Source organism: Brevundimonas sp. AJA228-03 (assembly GCF_017795885.1).
GTDB lineage: Bacteria > Pseudomonadota > Alphaproteobacteria > Caulobacterales > Caulobacteraceae > Brevundimonas.
This window is the reverse complement of the sequence record NZ_CP059297.1, coordinates 2,582,684-2,598,593: the sequence shown is the minus strand read 5'-3', so window position 1 is coordinate 2,598,593 and position 15,910 is coordinate 2,582,684. Positions and strand designations below refer to the sequence as shown.

General features: G+C 66.9%; 22 protein-coding genes. 6 read left to right on the top strand and 16 right to left on the bottom strand.

The window, feature by feature from the left end; translation table 11 throughout:
• Positions 1 to 3: 3 nt before the first annotated feature.
• The 4 genes from HZ989_RS13035 to purL form a co-directional block, all read right to left on the bottom strand.
• Positions 4 to 453: a DUF305 domain-containing protein gene (locus HZ989_RS13035; RefSeq protein ID WP_209321230.1), complete on the bottom strand. Its 450-nt coding sequence runs from the start codon at positions 451 to 453 to the stop codon at positions 4 to 6.
• A gap of 103 nt (positions 454 to 556) precedes the next feature.
• Entirely contained in the window at positions 557 to 2,122 is a 1,566-nt protein-coding gene (locus tag HZ989_RS13030) for an alkaline phosphatase (protein WP_209321229.1), read from the bottom strand.
• Positions 2,123 to 2,169: 47 nt separating this feature from the next.
• Positions 2,170 to 3,336 (bottom strand): glycosyltransferase family 4 protein, encoded by a 1,167-nt coding sequence (locus HZ989_RS13025; protein ID WP_209321228.1) that lies wholly within the window; start codon positions 3,334 to 3,336, stop codon positions 2,170 to 2,172.
• Positions 3,337 to 3,346: 10 nt separating this feature from the next.
• A complete protein-coding gene (gene purL, locus HZ989_RS13020; protein WP_209321227.1) occupies positions 3,347 to 5,545 on the bottom strand; it encodes a phosphoribosylformylglycinamidine synthase subunit PurL in 2,199 nt (732 codons plus the stop codon).
• Positions 5,546 to 5,612: 67 nt separating this feature from the next.
• On the opposite strand from purL, the gene HZ989_RS13015 reads away from it, so the two are divergent.
• On the top strand, positions 5,613 to 5,873 hold the full coding sequence (locus tag HZ989_RS13015; RefSeq protein ID WP_209321226.1) for a type II toxin-antitoxin system VapB family antitoxin: 261 nt from the start codon (positions 5,613 to 5,615) through the stop codon (positions 5,871 to 5,873).
• Complete coding sequence (locus HZ989_RS13010) at positions 5,873 to 6,259, top strand: type II toxin-antitoxin system VapC family toxin (protein ID WP_209321225.1); 387 nt, start codon at positions 5,873 to 5,875, stop codon at positions 6,257 to 6,259. Before HZ989_RS13015 ends, HZ989_RS13010 begins: the two co-directional genes overlap by 1 nt.
• A 13-nt stretch (positions 6,260 to 6,272) precedes the next feature.
• Here HZ989_RS13010 and HZ989_RS13005 read toward each other — a convergent pair whose 3' ends face one another.
• Positions 6,273 to 7,082 (bottom strand): hypothetical protein, encoded by an 810-nt coding sequence (locus tag HZ989_RS13005; RefSeq protein ID WP_209321224.1) that lies wholly within the window; start codon positions 7,080 to 7,082, stop codon positions 6,273 to 6,275.
• A gap of 144 nt (positions 7,083 to 7,226) precedes the next feature.
• On the opposite strand from HZ989_RS13005, the gene HZ989_RS13000 reads away from it, so the two are divergent.
• Positions 7,227 to 7,451 (top strand): hypothetical protein, encoded by a 225-nt coding sequence (locus tag HZ989_RS13000; protein ID WP_209323160.1) that lies wholly within the window; start codon positions 7,227 to 7,229, stop codon positions 7,449 to 7,451.
• On the opposite strand, the gene purQ is transcribed toward HZ989_RS13000, so the two are convergent.
• The 7 genes from purQ to purC are packed head-to-tail and all read right to left on the bottom strand — an operon-like array spanning position 7,448 to position 10,418.
• Complete coding sequence (purQ, locus tag HZ989_RS12995) at positions 7,448 to 8,110, bottom strand: phosphoribosylformylglycinamidine synthase subunit PurQ (protein ID WP_209321223.1); 663 nt, start codon at positions 8,108 to 8,110, stop codon at positions 7,448 to 7,450. The genes HZ989_RS13000 and purQ overlap by 4 nt on opposite strands.
• Positions 8,111 to 8,143: 33 nt before the next feature.
• The gene (locus HZ989_RS12990; RefSeq protein WP_209321222.1) at positions 8,144 to 8,374 is read right to left on the bottom strand and encodes a hypothetical protein; all 231 of its coding nucleotides are present in this window, start codon (positions 8,372 to 8,374) and stop codon (positions 8,144 to 8,146) included.
• 35 nt (positions 8,375 to 8,409) lie between these two features.
• Entirely contained in the window at positions 8,410 to 8,874 is a 465-nt protein-coding gene (locus HZ989_RS12985) for a YbhB/YbcL family Raf kinase inhibitor-like protein (RefSeq protein ID WP_209321221.1), read from the bottom strand.
• 59 nt (positions 8,875 to 8,933) lie between these two features.
• Positions 8,934 to 9,167: a phosphoribosylformylglycinamidine synthase subunit PurS gene (purS, locus tag HZ989_RS12980; RefSeq protein ID WP_209321220.1), complete on the bottom strand. Its 234-nt coding sequence runs from the start codon at positions 9,165 to 9,167 to the stop codon at positions 8,934 to 8,936.
• Complete coding sequence (locus HZ989_RS12975) at positions 9,164 to 9,448, bottom strand: virulence factor (protein ID WP_209321219.1); 285 nt, start codon at positions 9,446 to 9,448, stop codon at positions 9,164 to 9,166. The genes purS and HZ989_RS12975 overlap by 4 nt, the downstream gene beginning before the upstream one ends.
• The gene (locus tag HZ989_RS12970; protein WP_209321218.1) at positions 9,448 to 9,660 is read right to left on the bottom strand and encodes a hypothetical protein; all 213 of its coding nucleotides are present in this window, start codon (positions 9,658 to 9,660) and stop codon (positions 9,448 to 9,450) included. Before HZ989_RS12970 ends, HZ989_RS12975 begins: the two co-directional genes overlap by 1 nt.
• Positions 9,660 to 10,418 carry a phosphoribosylaminoimidazolesuccinocarboxamide synthase gene (gene purC / locus HZ989_RS12965; protein WP_041762193.1) on the bottom strand — a complete coding sequence of 253 codons (759 nt, stop codon included), beginning with the start codon at positions 10,416 to 10,418 and terminating at the stop codon, positions 9,660 to 9,662. The genes HZ989_RS12970 and purC overlap by 1 nt, the downstream gene beginning before the upstream one ends.
• Positions 10,419 to 10,720: 302 nt before the next feature.
• Here purC and HZ989_RS12960 point away from each other — a divergent pair, with 302 nt between their 5' ends.
• Positions 10,721 to 11,044, top strand: coding sequence for a DUF1476 domain-containing protein (locus HZ989_RS12960; RefSeq protein ID WP_209321217.1), 324 nt, complete (start codon positions 10,721 to 10,723; stop codon positions 11,042 to 11,044).
• Positions 11,045 to 11,093: 49 nt separating this feature from the next.
• On the opposite strand, the gene HZ989_RS12955 is transcribed toward HZ989_RS12960, so the two are convergent.
• From HZ989_RS12955 to purB, 4 genes are all read right to left on the bottom strand, one after another.
• Entirely contained in the window at positions 11,094 to 11,663 is a 570-nt protein-coding gene (locus HZ989_RS12955; RefSeq protein WP_209321216.1) for a fasciclin domain-containing protein, read from the bottom strand.
• Positions 11,664 to 11,917: 254 nt separating this feature from the next.
• Entirely contained in the window at positions 11,918 to 12,538 is a 621-nt protein-coding gene (locus HZ989_RS12950; protein WP_209321215.1) for a fasciclin domain-containing protein, read from the bottom strand.
• Between the two features lie 106 nt (positions 12,539 to 12,644).
• Entirely contained in the window at positions 12,645 to 13,133 is a 489-nt protein-coding gene (locus tag HZ989_RS12945; RefSeq protein ID WP_245162370.1) for a DNA-deoxyinosine glycosylase, read from the bottom strand.
• Between the two features lie 4 nt (positions 13,134 to 13,137).
• Positions 13,138 to 14,445 carry an adenylosuccinate lyase gene (gene purB / locus HZ989_RS12940; protein ID WP_209321213.1) on the bottom strand — a complete coding sequence of 436 codons (1,308 nt, stop codon included), beginning with the start codon at positions 14,443 to 14,445 and terminating at the stop codon, positions 13,138 to 13,140.
• 115 nt (positions 14,446 to 14,560) lie between these two features.
• On the opposite strand from purB, the gene HZ989_RS12935 reads away from it, so the two are divergent.
• Positions 14,561 to 15,076 carry a GNAT family N-acetyltransferase gene (locus HZ989_RS12935; RefSeq protein ID WP_209321212.1) on the top strand — a complete coding sequence of 172 codons (516 nt, stop codon included), beginning with the start codon at positions 14,561 to 14,563 and terminating at the stop codon, positions 15,074 to 15,076.
• Positions 15,077 to 15,193: 117 nt separating this feature from the next.
• Positions 15,194 to 15,862 (top strand): glutathione S-transferase, encoded by a 669-nt coding sequence (locus HZ989_RS12930; protein ID WP_209321211.1) that lies wholly within the window; start codon positions 15,194 to 15,196, stop codon positions 15,860 to 15,862.
• The last annotated feature ends 48 nt before the right edge of the window (positions 15,863 to 15,910 follow it).

Sequence of the window (15,910 nt, the reverse complement as noted above, 5' to 3'; positions counted from 1 at the left end):
CGCTCAGTCGGTGGCGGCCGGGCGCCAGGCGCGCATCTCGGCGATCTCGCGCGTCTGGGCGGCGACGACGCCCTCGGCCATGCGACGGACCTCGGGGTCGCGGCTCTCGCCCAGGGCCACCTCGGCCATGGCGATGGCCCCCAGATGGTGGGCGATCATCTTGGCGACATAGGCCTCGTCGACCGTCGCGCCGGACGCCGCGCTCATCAGCCGATGCATTTCCGCCTCCGATGCCGCGAAGGCCTGATCGCCCGCGCCCGCGCCTGCGCCCGGGGTCCCGTCGTCATGGGCCGAGTGATCCTCCGGCCCCGACACAGCCCCCTCGACGACCGTCGCGGACTGGTTTTTGGACGAGGTTTCCAGCAGGGCCTGCTGCACCGGATCTCCCCCGCCGTCGCAGGCGGCGAGCAGAAGGGGCAGGGCGGCGAGAAGGGCGAGGCGGCGCAGGGTCATGGGCAGGGTCCGAAGGGAAGGCGACGCTCTCCCTTTGCCGGAAAGCCGGTCGCCGGTCTGCCCCTGATGATGCCGCAGCGGTCGGTGCCCGCGAAGGCCGCCCTCAGGCCGTGACCAGCCCCGCCTTGCCCGCTTCCACCGCGAACTTCGCCCGGGTTGTCAGCACGCCATTCCGGTCGTGGATCTGGTCCAGCACCTTGAACTCGGTCTGCCAGCGTTCCGGTGTCACGTCGCAGATCACATAGCCGCGCTGGGCGTTGTTGAACTTCAGCTGCGGGTTCACGGCCTGGATGCGCGCCATGTCGGGCCGCTGGTCGATACCGTCGCCGCCCGAGCTGATCGAGGTCGTCACGAACTCCGTCGCGATCGGCGCGCCCTCCGGATTGCGACCGTCGATGTGCAGCTCGCCGGCATAGTTCTGGTGCTCGTCGCCGGTCAGGACGACGACGTTGTCGATGCGCCGGTCCCGGATGTGCTGCAACAGTCGCGCGCGGGGCACGCGGTAGCCGGCCCAGCTGTCGGGATTGACGCCGTAGTCGTCGCCGGGGTTCCGGTCCAGGTCCATGACCATGACCTGCTGGGCCAGGGTCTTCCAGGTCGCCTGCGACTTGTTCAGGCCGTCGAACAGCCAGGCCTGCTGCGCCTCGCCGAGGACCTGGGCGTTGCGGTCGTTGATGGCGTCGCATCCGGCATTGAACTGGTCTCCGCAGGGCTGGTTCGTCCGGAACTGGCGGGTGTCCAGCAGGTGCACGTCCAGCAGGTTTCCATAGGTCGCCCGGCGATAGAGCTGCAGCGCCGAGCCGCGCGGGAAGGACGAGCGGCGCAGCGGCATGTGTTCGTAATAGGCCTGCATGGCGGCGGCCTTGCGCAGGGCGAAGACGGCCGGGTCGGTGCCGTCCTGGTCGATGTCGCCGACCCAATTGTTGTCGATCTCGTGGTCGTCCCAGACGGTGAACCAGGCGGCCGAGGCGTGGCTGGCCTGCAGGTCGGTGTCCATCTTGTACTGGGCGTAACGCTGACGGTAGTCGGTGACGGTGTAGGTTTCGCCGCCGATGTGAACGCGCGGGTTCTCATTGGGCGTTGTCGACCCATAGATGCGGTTGCCGCGACCTTCATAGATATAGTCGCCGTAGCAGAAGATGAAATCCAGGTCCTCGGCCGCGATTTTGCGATGGGCGGTGTAGTAGCCGCTCTCATAGGCCTGGCAGCCGACGACGCCGAACCTGACCTGGGCCGTCGAGGCTCCGGCGAGCGGCGTGGTCCTGGCCCGGCCGACGCCGCTGCGCTCCCGGCCGGCACGGAAGCGATAGAAATAGGGGCGGGCGGGCTCCAGTCCCTCGACCTCGACATGGACGGCATGGCCCAGCTCGGGCCGGGCGATGACTTCGCCGGTGCGGACGATGGTGGCGAACCCGGCGTCGGCGGCGACGTCCCAGGTCACGGCCACGGGCTGGGACGGCATGCCGTGATCGGGTTCCAGCGGGCGGGGGCACAGGCGCGTCCAGATCACGAAGCCATCGGGCAGCGGGTCGCCTGCGGCGACGCCCAGCTGGAACGGGTTATCCTCGAACACGGCCTGGGCCAGGGCCGGGCCGCCCGCCTGGGTCAGGACGAGACCGCCTCCAAAAGCGGTTAGCAGCGAACGACGGGACAGGTTCAGGCCGCTCATGACGCGTGCTCCAGACTGAAAGGCAAGAGCGAAGTCCTAGCGGGCGATTATGACAGGTGTCCCGCCGTCTCTGGCATTCGATCGTACGCCGGTGCATCCCGTAACCGACGCCGGACCGCGTCCAGCTGTCGAGATCGGTCATGGGCGTCGTGGGTCCGGGCCACGAAGGCCTGACCGTCCAGGGCCAGGGCCTCGCGCGCCTCCGGGTGGTCGATCAGGTCCACCACGGTCTGCGCAATCCGAGCGGCGAAATCATCGCCCGGCGGCACGATGCGGGCGTGATCGCCGCTGGCCTCGGACAGGCCGCCGGTGCCCGAAGTGACCACGGCCGCGCCCGCCGCATGGGCTTCGATCGCCACCAGCCCGAACGGCTCGCGCCACAGCGACGGAATGACCACGATCGCCGCCTCCTGGAACAGGTCCCGAACCGTCTCGTGGGCGGTGTCCCGCCGGACGCTGACCCGGTCTCCGAAGGGGGCCAACTGTGCCAGCTGCGCCTCGGTCCAGGCCGCGTTGACCGAGGCGTCGCGCAGGATCAAGGCGGCGCGCCAGTCGGGCCGGGCGGTCAGGACCTCAACCAGGGAGGCACACAGCGGGGCCAGGCCCTTCTCCGTCGTGGCGCGGCCCGCGAAGGCGACGATGGGGGCTCGACCCCGGGCAGGCGCGCGCCAGTCCGATACGTCGATGGCATTGCTGATCGCCACGGCCCGGTCGGCCAGGCGCGGATAGCGGTCGGCGAACTCCTGGCGGCTGGCTTCGCTGCAGAAGACATGGCCGCCGAACAGACCGGCGCGCCACCGGTGCCGCAGCTCGGTCAGGGGGTCCTTCACGGATGGCAGGAAGTTGTGGCGATACAGCAGGGTCGGCGTACCCCGCAGCCGGCGGGTCAGGGCGGCGGCGCTCGGCATGTGCTGGTGCATCTCGACCACGTCCGGTCGAAGGCGCGCGATCTCGGGCAGAAGGGCCAGGGCGCGCCGGCGCGGCGAACGCTCCGGCGGGATCGCCACGGTGGCCAGGTCGTCGCCCCGATCCGCCCCCTCGTCGCACAGGACGGTCAGGTCGTTCCGGTCCTGGCTGTGGCGGGCCAGGGAGCGGACCACGGCCTCGATCGAGGTCGGCTTCAGCGCGTCGAAGCGCGACCCGGGCGGCAGGACGATGACGACCTTCAGGCCGCGACGGGCCGGATCGTCAGGGGGTGAAGCCGGAGCGGGCATGGGAGGGGGCTCAGCTGTCGATCCAGCCGGGCATCCAGCTCTCGTGGATTTCGCGTAGATGTTTCAGGGGGATGCTGAACAGATCGGTCGAGGCGAAGGCATCGCCCCGGGCATGGCCGACCACGGCGGCGTGCAGCCCGGCCTCGCGCGCGTTGGCCAGCACCTCCTGCGGGTTCGACACGGCGATCAGGTACCGGGCCTGATCCTCTCCGAACAGAAAGACGTGGGCGTGGGTCGCGCTGGACGCATCCAGCACCACGCCGGTATCTGACGCCAGCGCTATGTCCGCCGCCGCACCGATCAGCCCGCCGTCCGACAGATCGTGGACGCAGGTCAGCCGCCCGGCCTCGATCTCGCCGCGGATGAAGTCGCCCGTCCTGCGCTCCAGCTTCAGATCGACCGGCGGCGGCGCGCCGTCCTCGCGGCCCAGAACCTCCCGCAGATAAAGCGACGCCCCCAGCTCGCCGACGGTCTCACCGATCAGGACCAGGGTGTCGCCGTCCGCCATGGTCGAAAAGCCGGCCACGACGTCATAGTTGGGCAACAGGCCGACAGCGCCGACGGTGGGGGTCGGCGGAATCGCCACGCCATTGGTCTCGTTGTAGAGGCTGACGTTCCCGCTCACGACCGGGAAGTCCAGGTCCCGGCAGGCCTCGGCCATGCCGTCGATGGCTCGCACGATCTGGCCCATGATCTCGGGCCGCTGCGGATTGCCGAAGTTCAGGTTGTCGGTGATGGCGATCGGGCGTGACCCCACGGCCGTCAGGTTGCGCCAGGCCTCGGCCACGCACTGTTTGCCCCCCTCGTAGGGGTCGTTCTGCACATAGCGCGGCGTGCAGTCCGAGGTGACCGCCAGGCCCTTGTCGGTGCCGTGGACCCGGATCACGCCGGCATCGGCGCCCGTGGCCGAATCCTGCAGCGTGTCGGCCATCACGTGGCGGTCGTACTGTTCCCAGATCCAGCGCTTGGACGCCATGTCGGGGCAGGCCAGTACCTTCAGCACGGCGTCTTCCCAGACATCGGGCGCAGGCACCTCGCCCGGCGACAGGCGGGGATGCAGGTCCGGCTGGACCCAGGGACGATCGTACAGCGGCGCGTCGTCGAACAGCGGGGCCAGCGGCACGTCGCACACGACCTCGCCATGGTGGTTCAGCACCAGCCGGCCGGTCTCCGTGGTCCAGCCGATGACGGCGGCGTCGAGGCCCCATTTCTCGAAGATGCGATGCCCGTCCGCCTCGCGGCCCGGCTTCAGCACCGCCAGCATCCGCTCCTGGCTCTCTGACAGCATCATCTCATAGGCGGACATGCCGGTTTCCCGCTGGGGAACGGCGTCCATGTTGAGTTCGATCCCCACGCCGCCCTTGCCGGCCATCTCGACCGAGGACGAGGTCAGGCCTGCCGCCCCCATGTCCTGGATGGCCGCTACGGCCCCCGACGCCATCAGCTCCAGCGTCGCCTCGATCAGCAGCTTCTCCGCGAAGGGATCGCCGACCTGGACGGTGGGGCGCTTCTCGTCCGAATCCTCGTCGAATTCGGCGCTCGCCATGGTCGCGCCATGGATGCCGTCGCGTCCGGTTTTGGACCCGAAATAGACCACCGACATCCCCGGCCCCGGCGCGGCCGAGTAGAAGATGGCGTCCGCCTTCGCCAGACCCACGCACATGGCGTTGACCAGGATGTTGCCGTTGTATCCGGCATGGAAGTTCGTCTCACCCGCCACCGTGGGCACGCCGACGCAGTTGCCATAGCCGCCGATGCCGGAGACGACGCCTTTCACCAGCCGCTTCGTCTTTTCGTGCCCCACATCCCCGAACCGCAGGGCGTTCAGCAGGGCGACCGGACGCGCCCCCATGGTGAAGACGTCGCGCATGATCCCGCCGACGCCGGTCGCCGCGCCCTGGTAGGGTTCGATGAAGCTGGGGTGGTTGTGCGACTCCATCTTGAAGATACAGGCGTCGCCATCGTCGATGTCGATGACGCCCGCGTTCTCGCCCGGTCCGCAGATGACGCGCGGTCCCTTGGTCGGGAACTTGCCCAGGTGGATCTTCGACGACTTGTAGGAGCAGTGCTCGGACCACATCACCGAGAAGACCCCCAGCTCCAGCTGGTTGGGCTCGCGCCCCAGCCGGTCCAGGATCACCTGATATTCGCTGGGGGCCAGGCCGTATTCGACGGCGAGATCGGCGGTGGTCTTCTGCAGGGCGCTCATGGGAGGGGCTTCTAGCGGGCGTCGGACCGATACGCTATATTCTAGAACTCCAGTTCGGAGTTCTAGAATGGGCCTCAGCATCAAACGCGTCGAAACCGAACGCAAGGCCCGCGCTGTGGCGGCGCGGATGGGCGTTGGCGTGACGGAGGCCATCGACCGGGCGCTGGAAGACAAGTGGCAGGCGCTGACCGCCGACGATCAGGCGGAGGAGCAGGAAAGAAAGCGCGAGGCCCTGTTTGCTTACCTCGCCAGCCTGCCGAAGGCGCGAGGTCCCTCTGTCCGGGAGATCGAGGCCGAAATGTATGGTGACGGCGGTGAGCCGATCTGATGGTGATCGATACGTCGGCGCTCATCGCCATCATCCAGAATGAGCCCGAGGCGAGGGCGTTCGATGCCTCGATCCGCACATCCTCGACACGGCTCATCAGCACCGCGACCGTTCTTGAAATCGTGTCGGTCCTGACTCGAAGGCTGGGGTATGATGCCCGGCCGATCATCGATCATCTGCGCGCCGACTACCGGCTGGTTGTCGTGGGGGTCGATCAGGATCAGATGACGGTTGCCTGTGAGGCGATGGTCCGCTTCGGAAGAAGCCGGCATCCGGCGGCGCTGAATTTCGGCGATTGTTTCGCCTATGCCTTGTCGAAGACGTCGGGCGAGCCGCTCCTCTTCAAAGGTGATGATTTCAGTCGGACCGACATCCGCGCCGCCTGAGCCCAACCGTCTGCTACGCTTCCACCCCGGCGTGCGTCGTCCCGCGGCGAAGGCCGAGCGTGATCCATAGCGCCCCGCCCAGGACGATCAGGCTCGCTGCCAGCGCCCCGGATGACAGCGTCGCATTGCCCTTGTCCTGTTCCGCGACGAACACGCCGAGCAGGCCCCAGGCTACGGGCAGGGGATAGGCCAGCAGCCGCGTCGCCCAGGTGACGAACAGGGCGAAGGCGGCCACGGCCACCACGGCGATCAGCGCCCAGACCGTCGGAGCCAGGGCGGTGGGCAGGTCTCCGTTGCCGGTGGCCACGGTCAGCAGATTGACCGGCGAGGCGATCGTCAGCCAGCCAGCCAGCGCACCCAGCGGCCAGGCCACCAGCCAGCGGTCGCGGTCCCCGCGCGACAGGCCTCGAATCAGCCCGGCGTTCGTCAGCAAGGGAATGATCAGCACGCTCAGGGAACCGAAGATCAGCACGATGGTCGCCACCTCGGCATCGATCGCCGCAGCGATGATCCAGCTCCCGATGCCGAGGAGGGCCAGGATGGACGGCCAGCCGAAGCGATTGATCATCTCGCTCTCGCCCGTCTGCGGCAGGGCCTGGCGGATCGCATAGGCGATCAGGCCCAGATAGATCGGCCCCCAGATGGCAAAGGCCCAGCCGACGACCCGCAGGCTCGCATCGCTGTCGGCCGAGAACTGGGCCGGGCTCTGGCCGATGTTCCCGAACTGCTGGAGCTGACCGGCGACGACGGCGAAGGCGGCGGCGGCCAGCACGATCAGGCGGCGGGTCTTCTGGGCGGGCGTGGCCCTGACGATGGAGGACATGGACGGTCTCGACTCAGTCGCCGAAGCCCGGCTTCAGCATTCCAGCCCACTTTACGCGCAGGTCGCAGGATCGTTCACCGGAATCGTGTGGCGGAACCGCGCGGCCCGGTCGCGGTTGTTCCGGTGCACCAACAGGAGACCGACATGGCTGACGAATCCGGAACCCCAATCGAAAAACCTCATTTCGAGACGAGCGACGTCGAGGCCAATCTGGCCATGGAGCAGGGCCTCGGTGTCGGTGCCCGCGAACTGGCCGCCCAGCGCGATCCCGGCGGCATCGTCACGCCCGACGAGGATGAAAACGAAGGCGAGGGCGACGAGGACCCCGTCGACCGCGACACCGCCGTCCAGGGCGATCCCTCGATCTAGGCGGCCGCGTAGATCGATCTGAACAGGACCGCGCCGTCGGCCGAGCCCAGTTCGGCCTCGAAGGCGCGGTCCGGGTGGGGCATCATGCCCAGCACATTGCCGCGCGCGTTCTGAAGGCCGGCGATGTCTCCGACCGAGCCGTTGGGATTGTCGATATAACGAAACACGACCTGACCCTCGCCTTCGATGCGGGCCAGGGTTTCGGCGTCGGCGAAGTAGTTTCCGTCGCCATTGCCCTGGGTCATCACGACCTCGCGCTGGCCCTGATAGCCGGCGGTGAAACGGGTCTGGCCGTTGGTAACCTCCAGGCTGATCGGCTTGCAGACGTATTTCAGCCCGGCGTTGCGCAACAGCGCGCCCGGCAGCATCCCGGCTTCGCACAGGATCTGGAATCCGTTGCAGATGCCCAGAACGGCGACCCCGTCGTCTGCGGCCTTCCTGACGGCTTGCATCACCGGCGACTGTGCCGCCATGGCCCCGCAGCGCAGGTAGTCGCCATAGGAAAAACCGCCCGGCAGGACGATCAGGTCCAGCCCATCGGGCAGGCTCGTCTCCTGGTGCCAGACCATCTCGACGCGTTCGTGGGTGGAGCGTTCGATCGCGACCTTGCAGTCGCGGTCGCAATTGGATCCGGGAAAGACGATGACGGCTGCGCTCATGGCGCGGGCGTCTAGCAGGGTTCGGACCGAATGTCAGTGGGCGGGTTCGACCAGACCCAGCCTGACTTCGATGCGGTCGACCCGATCTTCGAGATGGCCCAGCCGATTGTAGATATTGCCCACATCCTGCTGGATGGCCGTCAGATGTGTTCGAACGGCATTCATCTGATGCTTCAGGTCGTTGACGTCATTGCGCACCACCGAGACGTCGCGCTGTACGGCCTTCAGGACCTCGTAGATCAGATCGTTTGTCGTTCCGGCCATGCCGTCACCGTAACAGCTTTTCCGCCTCGGCCCAATCAGCCCTTGTTCTCCCAGGTCGCCGTGATCGACGCCCTGGCGAGCGTGTGAAAATGCAGGTTGAAGCCGAAGATCGCTCCGGAGTTTTCGGGCGTGACCTCCAGCCGCTCGGTATCGACGGCGAAGACGGTGAAGACATAGCGGTGCGGGCCGTGGCCGGGCGGCGGGGCGGCCCCGCCGAAGCCGGGTGCGCCATAGTCGGTGCGTCCCTCGACCGCTCCGGCCGGCACAGGCCCGGCCGCCGGGATTTCGCGGACGTCGGCCGGGATGTTGGCGACGGTCCAGTGCCAGAATCCGGACCCCGTCGGGGCGTCGGGATCGAAGACGGTGATGGCGAAGGACTTCGTGCCTTCGGGTGCGTCGGACCAGGCCAGGTGGGGCGAGGTGTTGCCCTTCGACTGCACCTGCGCGTCCGGCAGGGTGTCGCCGTCCTGAAAGTCGTTCGAGGTCAGGGTGAAGGCCATTCGTCGCTCCTTGGAGAATCGTCTGTCCAGAACGGCCGGCCGGGATCGCAGTTGCGGTCCTAGGCCAGCTCGATCCGATAGCTTTCGATCACCGTATTGGCCAGCAGGGTCTCGCACATCTTCTTCGCCTCGGCGGCGGGGTCGTCCACGCCGTCCAGGTCCAGCTCGATCAACTTGCCGACCCGCGCGTTCGACACACCGGCCCAGCCGAGGCCCTTCAGCGCGCCTTCGACGGCCTTGCCCTGCACGTCCAGCACGCCGGGCTTCAGGAAGATATGGACACGGACTTTCATCGATTGCTCTTCATGAAGGGAGTGAAGTCTGACCACTGCTCGACCCGGAACGCTCGGATGTCCTTCACCGAGTTTCCGAACCAGGGCATGGCCTTCAGCGCGGTCATCGCCGAGGTGAGGTTCGCGAGGTCTTCCAGCTCCGTCATGAACACGCTCTGCTGCACGCGGAAGAACTCATAGCGTTTCAGGGTGCGTTCGACCTCGCGATAGGCCTGGCGCAAACCGGACGGATGGTTGATCGCCGTTTCGTCGATATCCAGATCGAAAGTGATCGCGAACATCAGGGCTTCGGATCGATTTCGGCGTCAGCGAGCGGATAGTCGAATTCATCATCGGAATCGATCATGCGCGCGCGGACGCGATCGCCCTCGACTGCCATGACCTCGTAGGCCGGGCCGATCCCGCCGACTCGCCGAAAGCGGCTGGTGGTGTTCAGGTCGATGGGCATACGAAACTCCGCAGCCTCCTCTCGAACGCCGCCGTTGTCCGCCATCAGTGCAGTCCCCCCTGGATGACGGTCGGCATGTCCTTCATGATCCCGAGACGACGCGCGACCTCGGTGTAGTTCTCGATGACCTGGCCCAGGTCGCGGCGGAAGCGGTCCTTGTCCATCTTCTCGCCGGTCGCCGTATCCCACAGGCGGCAGGAGTCCGGGCTGATCTCGTCGGCCAGGATGACGCGGCTGAAGTCGTTCTCCCACACCCGGCCGAACTCGATCTTGAAGTCCACCAGGGTGATGCCGACGGCACCGAACATGCCGCACAGATAGTCGTTCACCCGCACGGTGGTGGCCAGGATGTCGTCGATCTCCTGGGTGTTGGCCCAGTTGAAGGCGGTGATGTGCTCCTCGGTCACCATCGGATCGTTGAGCTCATCCTTTTTGTAGTAGAATTCGATGATGGAGCGGGGCAGGGGCGTGCCCTCTTCCTGGCCCAGGCGCGTGGCCAGCGATCCGGCGACGATGTTCCTGCACACCACCTCCAGCGGGATGATCTCGACCTCGCGGATCAACTGCTCGCGCAGGTTCAGCCGCTTGATGAAGTGGTTGGTGACGCCGATGCCGTTCAGGCGGCTCATCACGAACTCGCTGATGCGGTTGTTGATGACGCCCTTGCCCTCCAGCGTGGCCTTCTTCTGGGCGTTGAAGGCGGTGGCGTCGTCCTTGAAATACTGGATCAGGGTGCCGGGCTCGGGACCCTCGTACAGGATCTTGGCCTTGCCTTCGTAGATCTTCTTGCGCTTCGAATTCATCATCGGGGTCCCTGACGGGATGGATGCGTCGCTGGAAACGCAAATAACGCTGCCAGAGGACGTCTGGGCGGCGTGATTCTGTCTCGAGCCAGGCGGGGAATGGGTCGCGCGTCCCTTAACGGAATTCCGGATGCGACACAAACGGCCGGGCGAGACGGCGCAGCGGGGACACAGCCGCGATCTTCCCGCGACGGGCGAGCGCAATGCGAGGCGTTATCCGTTGCCTTCGAGCGGCGCGCGGCTGTAGATCACCGGCGCGGGACGTCCTGTCTTTGATCCCGCGACGGAGCGATTGACGACTGATGACGACCTTCAACGATCGGGAAAAGGGCTTCGAGTCCAAGTTCGCACTCGATCAGGACCAGGAATTCCGGGCCATGGCCCGCCGGAACAAGCTTCTGGGCCTGTGGGCGGCCGAGAAGATGGGCCTCTCGGCCGAGTCGTCGGAAGACTACGCCAAGGCCGTCGTGCGCGCCGACTTCGAGCAGCCGGGAGACGAGGATGTGTTCCGCAAGATCGCGGGCGACATCAAGGGTTCCGGATTGACGGTGTCCGAGGGCGAGATTCGCTCCAAGATGGACGAACTGGCCTCCATGGCACGGGATCAGGTCCGGGGCGGCGAATAGTCCGGAAAGAAGGGGCCGTCCGGGACGGCCCCTGTAACCCGCCGGCCGCTCAATGCGGGGACATCACGCCGTCGATCACATGAATCACGCCGTTTGCGGCGTTGACGTCGGTCGCGGTGATCCAGAAGCTCTCTCCGGCGGCATCATGCAGTCTCAGCCGGCGGCGGCCCGCGTCGACCGCCGTGAGCCGGCCGCCCTCGACCGTGGTCAGAGTGGCGGACCCTCCACCCACACGCACGGCTGTGGCCAGATCGGCTGCGCTGATCCGGCCGGCGACGACATGATACGTCAGGATGCGTTGCAGGTCGGCGCGGCGTGACGGCTGGACCAGGCTCTGGACCGTGCCATCGGGCAGGGTCTCGAAGGCATCGTTGGTCGGCGCAAAGACGGTGAAGGGGCCGGGCCCGGAAAGCGTATCGACCAGCCGCGCCGCCTGGACGGCGCTGACCAGGGTCGAGAAGTCGGGATTGGCGGCGGCGACCGCCACCAGGGTCATGGCCGGGGCATGGTGAGTCGATTGCGCGCGCGGGCGATCATGGGCACTGGCCGGCAGGGCCGAAGCCACGAGGCCGCAGAAGGACAGGGCGCAGGCGGACGAGATAGCAAGACGACGAAGCATCGATCTTCTCCTGAAAGACCGCCTCGACGATCGGGCGGTTCAGGGCAGCTACTGTGCGTCTGACTGGCCGGATGCGGCAGAAAAGATTAAGAAATATCCATATTCGACCAGGGCTGGCAGAAACGCAAAAGGGCCGCAGCGGGGGATCTGCGGCCCTTCCACTATCGGGGGCTGGGGGGATAGCCTCACCCGACGATTTCGCGTGTTGACGCCCCTTCAGAATGCGGGACCACGCGAAAGGTTCACCGGAAAGATCAACCCGGCATCACGACGGTATCGATGACGTGCACGACGCCATTGGACTGGAGCACATCGGCCTGGGTCACCTTCGAGGTGCCGCCTGCCGCGTCGGTCAGGGTGACCGAGCCGTCGGCATTGACCGTGACCTTCAGCGTGCCACCCTGAACGGTGGTCAGCTCGGCCGTGCCGCCGCCGGCGGTGGCCTGGGCGGCCAGATCGGCGGCGGTGAGGCGACCCGGTACGACGTGATAGGTCAGGATGCCGGTCAGGTCCGCCTTGCCGGCGGGGGCCATCAGCGATTCGCGCGTCGCGGCGGGAATCTTCTCGAAGGCGGCATTGTCGGGGGCGAAGACCGTGAAAGGTCCGGGGCCCGACAGGGTTTCGGCCAGGCCGGCGGCCTGGACGGCGCTGACGAGGGTGGTCAGGTTGGACGCCTTGGCGGCATTGGTGACGATGGTGTCGGTGGGGCTCATGGACGCGCCGCCGACGACGGGGTCCGTGGTGGCGGGTGCCATGGCGGCGGTATCGGTCGCGGTCGCGTCGGCCGCAGGGGCCGTCTCGGTCGGCTTGTTGCAGGCGGCGACAGCCAGCAGGGCGGCCGAGGCGACGGTAAGGGTCAGAATGCGGGGGTTCATGGGCGTCTTCTCCTGAGGGATGGCCGCTTGGGTCGCGGTTCCGGGGATAGAGACGGCTGGGCGACCCAAAGGATGCCTGCCCGATCACGATTTCCGGCGCGACAGGTTACCGCAGCGTCATCCCCAGCCGGTTCCAGACCGCTGCCTTTTCCTCGAACGGCCGGGCGTGGGCCGGGCTGGATGAGGGCAGGTCGATCAGGGTCAGGCCGGATCGCTCGCCCAGCAGCCGTCGTCCGGTGTGTGCCGCCAACGCTCCATTGAATCCCACAGCACGGAGTGCCGGCAAGGTGGCGATTAGCGCCTTCAGATTGGCGGCCTCGGCATTCCGGATCGCCGCGTCGAGGCTACCCTTGCGTTCACCTCCGGCAATGACGTCCCAAAGGCCGATGCCGGCCGTCTTCAGGGCGACGAGCCGGTCAGGATAGGTGAGGCCGGGGAGGTCCCGATCCACGATCTGACCCAGCAGCCGCCAGAAGGCGTTCCGGGGATGCGCGTAATACTGCCCTGCCGCCAGCGAGGCATCGCCCGGCAGGCTGCCCAGAATCAGCAGGCGCGTGTTCGTATCGACGACAGGGGCAAGGGCCCACTTGATCACCGGGTCAGTCAGGCGTCTGTCCGAACACGCGCCTGAAGACCGTGTCGACATGCTTGGTGTGGTAGTCGAGGTCGAACAGGGCCTCCAGATCGGCGTCGGGCACGATGACCTCGGGGTCCTCCTTCAGGAAGTCGAGGAAATTCCCCTCGCCGCGCCAGACCTTCATGGCGTTGCGCTGGACCGCCGCATAGGAGTCCTCGCGCGACTGACCCAGCTGCGTCAGGGCCAGCAGGACGCGCTGCGAGTGGACGAGGCCGCCCAGCCTGTCGAGGTTCTTCTGCATATTGTCCGGATAGACCAGCAGCCGTTCCATCACGCCGGCCAGACGGTTCAGGGCGAAATCCAGATGCACCGTCGCGTCCGGGCCAATGCCGCGCTCCACCGAGGAATGGCTGATGTCCCGCTCGTGCCACAGGGCGACGTTCTCCATCGCGGGCGTGACGGCGGAGCGCACCAGTCGGGCGAGGCCGGTCAGGTTTTCGGTCAGGATCGGGTTGCGCTTGTGCGGCATGGCCGACGAGCCCTTCTGGCCCTTGTCGAAGAACTCTTCCGCCTCCAGCACCTCGGTGCGCTGCAGATGGCGGATCTCGATGGCCAGCCGCTCGATCGAAGAGGCCACGACGCCCAGCGCCGCGAAGAAGGCCGCATGGCGGTCGCGCGGGATGACCTGGGTCGAGACGGGCTCCACCTGCAACCCCATTTTTTCGGCGACGTATTCCTCGACCGCCGGATCGACGTTGGCGAAGGTGCCGACGGCCCCGGAGATGGCGCAGGTGGCGATCTCCTCACGGGCTGTGATCAGGCGACGCTTCGCCCGCTGGAACTCGGCATGATAGCCGGCCAGTTTCAGGCCGAAGGTCACCGGCTCGGCGTGGATGCCGTGCGAACGGCCGACGGTGGGGGTGTACTTGTGCTCCCTGGCGCGGACCTCGAGCGCGGCCAGAACCCGGTCGGTCCCGGCGATCAGCAGGTCGGCGGAGCGCGCCAGCTGCACGGCGAAACAGGTGTCGAGCACATCGGACGACGTCATCCCCTGATGCAGGAATCGCGCCTCCTCGCCGACTGTCTCCGACACATGGGTCAAAAAGGCGATCACGTCATGCCTGGTCGTGCGTTCGATCTCGTCGATGCGGTCGGCGTCCCAGGCGGCGTCCTTGCCCCTGGCCCAGATGGCCTCGGCCGCCTCGGTCGGAATGACACCCAGCTCGGCCATCTTCGTGGCGGCATGAGCCTCGATCTCGAACCAGATCCTGTATTTGGTCTCGGACGACCAGATGGCGACGGCTTCGGGGCGGGAGTAGCGCGTGATCATGGGCCGTGCGTGTCGGTCGCAGGGGTGTCGAAGTCAAGGTGGCAGGCGTTTCACCGTCGGGCGCGCGCGTGACGCGTAGGCTTGACCTGCAACGCGTCGGCCCGCATCGGGCGGCATGGAGATCGTCACCCCCCGCTTGACGCTGCGACCCGCAGGCCCCGACGATCTGGAGCCAATGCACGCGGTGCTGTCCGATCCTCGCGCCGTGCAATGGTGGTCGACACCCCCGCACGAAACCCTGGACCAGACCCGCGGTTGGCTGGAGGCGATGATTTCGGCCAACGGGTCAGGGCTCGATTTCCTGATTGAGTTGGAAGGCCGCGTCGTCGGCAAGGCCGGGTTCTATGCGCCACCGGATGTGGGCTACATCCTGCACCCCGACGTCTGGGGGCGGGGCCTGGCGACGGAGGCGGTCGGGGCTGTCCTCGATCGACTGTTCGAGACCACCGACCACGCCATGGCCACGGCCGACGTCGATCCCGCCAATGCGGCGTCCATCAGGCTGCTCGAGAAACTCGGCTTCCTCCGTACCGGTTTCGCCGAGAACACCTGGAACGTCGGTGGCGTGTGGAAGGACAGTTTCTACTATGCCCTGTCGCGCGAAGCCTGGAGCCGCCGCCGTCAGGGGTGAAGCCTCAACCCGGTGTTCGGCCCATAGCCCGTCCTTGTCCCACCACAAGCGATCCCGCTCTGGACCGTTGCCCTGGACCGGGCGCATGGTGCGGCGGTGAACACAAGAGCGAGCGGCATGGAACTGATCGTCGGCAATATCGCCTTTTCGACCTGGTCGCTGCGGCCCTGGCTGGTGCTGAAGCGCTGCGGGGCGGAGTTCACGACCACGGAGATTCCGCTTTACGGCCCGGACTCCGCCCGGTTGCTGGCCGAGCATTCGCCGACCGGCAAGGTGCCGGTGCTGAAGGTCGAGGGCGAGACGATCTGGGATTCCCTGGCCATTTCGGTCTGGGCCTCGGAGAGGTTCCCGAACGCCGGTCTGTGGCCGTCCGACCCCCACGCCCGCTGGCTGGCGCGGTCGGTGGCCTGCGAGATGCATTCGTCCTTCATGGCCCTGCGCACCGAATGCGGCATGGGGCCGGACGCCAGCGGCGTGATCCACACCATGGTCGGGCCGGATCGCGCACCGACACCGGCTTCGGAGGCGGTCGCCACGGATGTGCGTCGGCTGGTCGAGATCATTCGCACGATGCGCACCCGGTTCGGCGCAGGCGGGCCATATCTGTTCGGCGCGTGGTCGATGCCGGACGCCTTCCTGACCCCGGTGGCCGCGCGGTTCCGCCACTATCAGTTCGACCTGGCGGCCTATGGCGATGATGGCATAGCGGCAACATATGTGGCCGAACTGCTTCAACAGCCGGATTTCCTGGAATGGTCGGAACTGGCGGTCACGAAGCGGCCTTAAGCTGGCGTCACTCCCGTTAACGAGACCTGCGAACCCCGCCTTAAGGGA

Excerpts from the sequence above, each read along its gene's own strand:
- HZ989_RS13035 (WP_209321230.1), bottom strand. The coding sequence starts at position 453 with ATGACCCTGCGCCGCCTCGCCCTTCTCGCCGCCCTGCCCCTTCTGCTC.
- HZ989_RS12975 (WP_209321219.1), bottom strand. The coding sequence starts at position 9,448 with ATGTTCGCGATCACTTTCGATCTGGATATCGACGAAACGGCGATCAAC.
- HZ989_RS12930 (WP_209321211.1), top strand. The coding sequence starts at position 15,194 with ATGGAACTGATCGTCGGCAATATCGCCTTTTCGACCTGGTCGCTGCGG.
- purS (WP_209321220.1), bottom strand. The coding sequence starts at position 9,167 with ATGAAAGTCCGTGTCCATATCTTCCTGAAGCCCGGCGTGCTGGACGTG.
- purB (WP_209321213.1), bottom strand. The coding sequence starts at position 14,445 with ATGATCACGCGCTACTCCCGCCCCGAAGCCGTCGCCATCTGGTCGTCC.
- HZ989_RS13025 (WP_209321228.1), bottom strand. The coding sequence starts at position 3,336 with ATGCCCGCTCCGGCTTCACCCCCTGACGATCCGGCCCGTCGCGGCCTG.
- HZ989_RS12970 (WP_209321218.1), bottom strand. The coding sequence starts at position 9,660 with ATGGCGGACAACGGCGGCGTTCGAGAGGAGGCTGCGGAGTTTCGTATG.
- purC (WP_041762193.1), bottom strand. The coding sequence starts at position 10,418 with ATGAATTCGAAGCGCAAGAAGATCTACGAAGGCAAGGCCAAGATCCTG.
- HZ989_RS13005 (WP_209321224.1), bottom strand. The coding sequence starts at position 7,082 with ATGTCCTCCATCGTCAGGGCCACGCCCGCCCAGAAGACCCGCCGCCTG.
- HZ989_RS12950 (WP_209321215.1), bottom strand. The coding sequence starts at position 12,538 with ATGAACCCCCGCATTCTGACCCTTACCGTCGCCTCGGCCGCCCTGCTG.
- purL (WP_209321227.1), bottom strand. The coding sequence starts at position 5,545 with ATGAGCGCCCTGCAGAAGACCACCGCCGATCTCGCCGTCGAATACGGC.
- purQ (WP_209321223.1), bottom strand. The coding sequence starts at position 8,110 with ATGAGCGCAGCCGTCATCGTCTTTCCCGGATCCAATTGCGACCGCGAC.
- HZ989_RS13030 (WP_209321229.1), bottom strand. The coding sequence starts at position 2,122 with ATGAGCGGCCTGAACCTGTCCCGTCGTTCGCTGCTAACCGCTTTTGGA.
- HZ989_RS13010 (WP_209321225.1), top strand. The coding sequence starts at position 5,873 with ATGGTGATCGATACGTCGGCGCTCATCGCCATCATCCAGAATGAGCCC.
- HZ989_RS12955 (WP_209321216.1), bottom strand. The coding sequence starts at position 11,663 with ATGCTTCGTCGTCTTGCTATCTCGTCCGCCTGCGCCCTGTCCTTCTGC.
- HZ989_RS12960 (WP_209321217.1), top strand. The coding sequence starts at position 10,721 with ATGACGACCTTCAACGATCGGGAAAAGGGCTTCGAGTCCAAGTTCGCA.
- HZ989_RS13015 (WP_209321226.1), top strand. The coding sequence starts at position 5,613 with ATGGGCCTCAGCATCAAACGCGTCGAAACCGAACGCAAGGCCCGCGCT.
- HZ989_RS13000 (WP_209323160.1), top strand. The coding sequence starts at position 7,227 with ATGGCTGACGAATCCGGAACCCCAATCGAAAAACCTCATTTCGAGACG.
- HZ989_RS12935 (WP_209321212.1), top strand. The coding sequence starts at position 14,561 with ATGGAGATCGTCACCCCCCGCTTGACGCTGCGACCCGCAGGCCCCGAC.
- HZ989_RS12985 (WP_209321221.1), bottom strand. The coding sequence starts at position 8,874 with ATGGCCTTCACCCTGACCTCGAACGACTTTCAGGACGGCGACACCCTG.
- HZ989_RS12990 (WP_209321222.1), bottom strand. The coding sequence starts at position 8,374 with ATGGCCGGAACGACAAACGATCTGATCTACGAGGTCCTGAAGGCCGTA.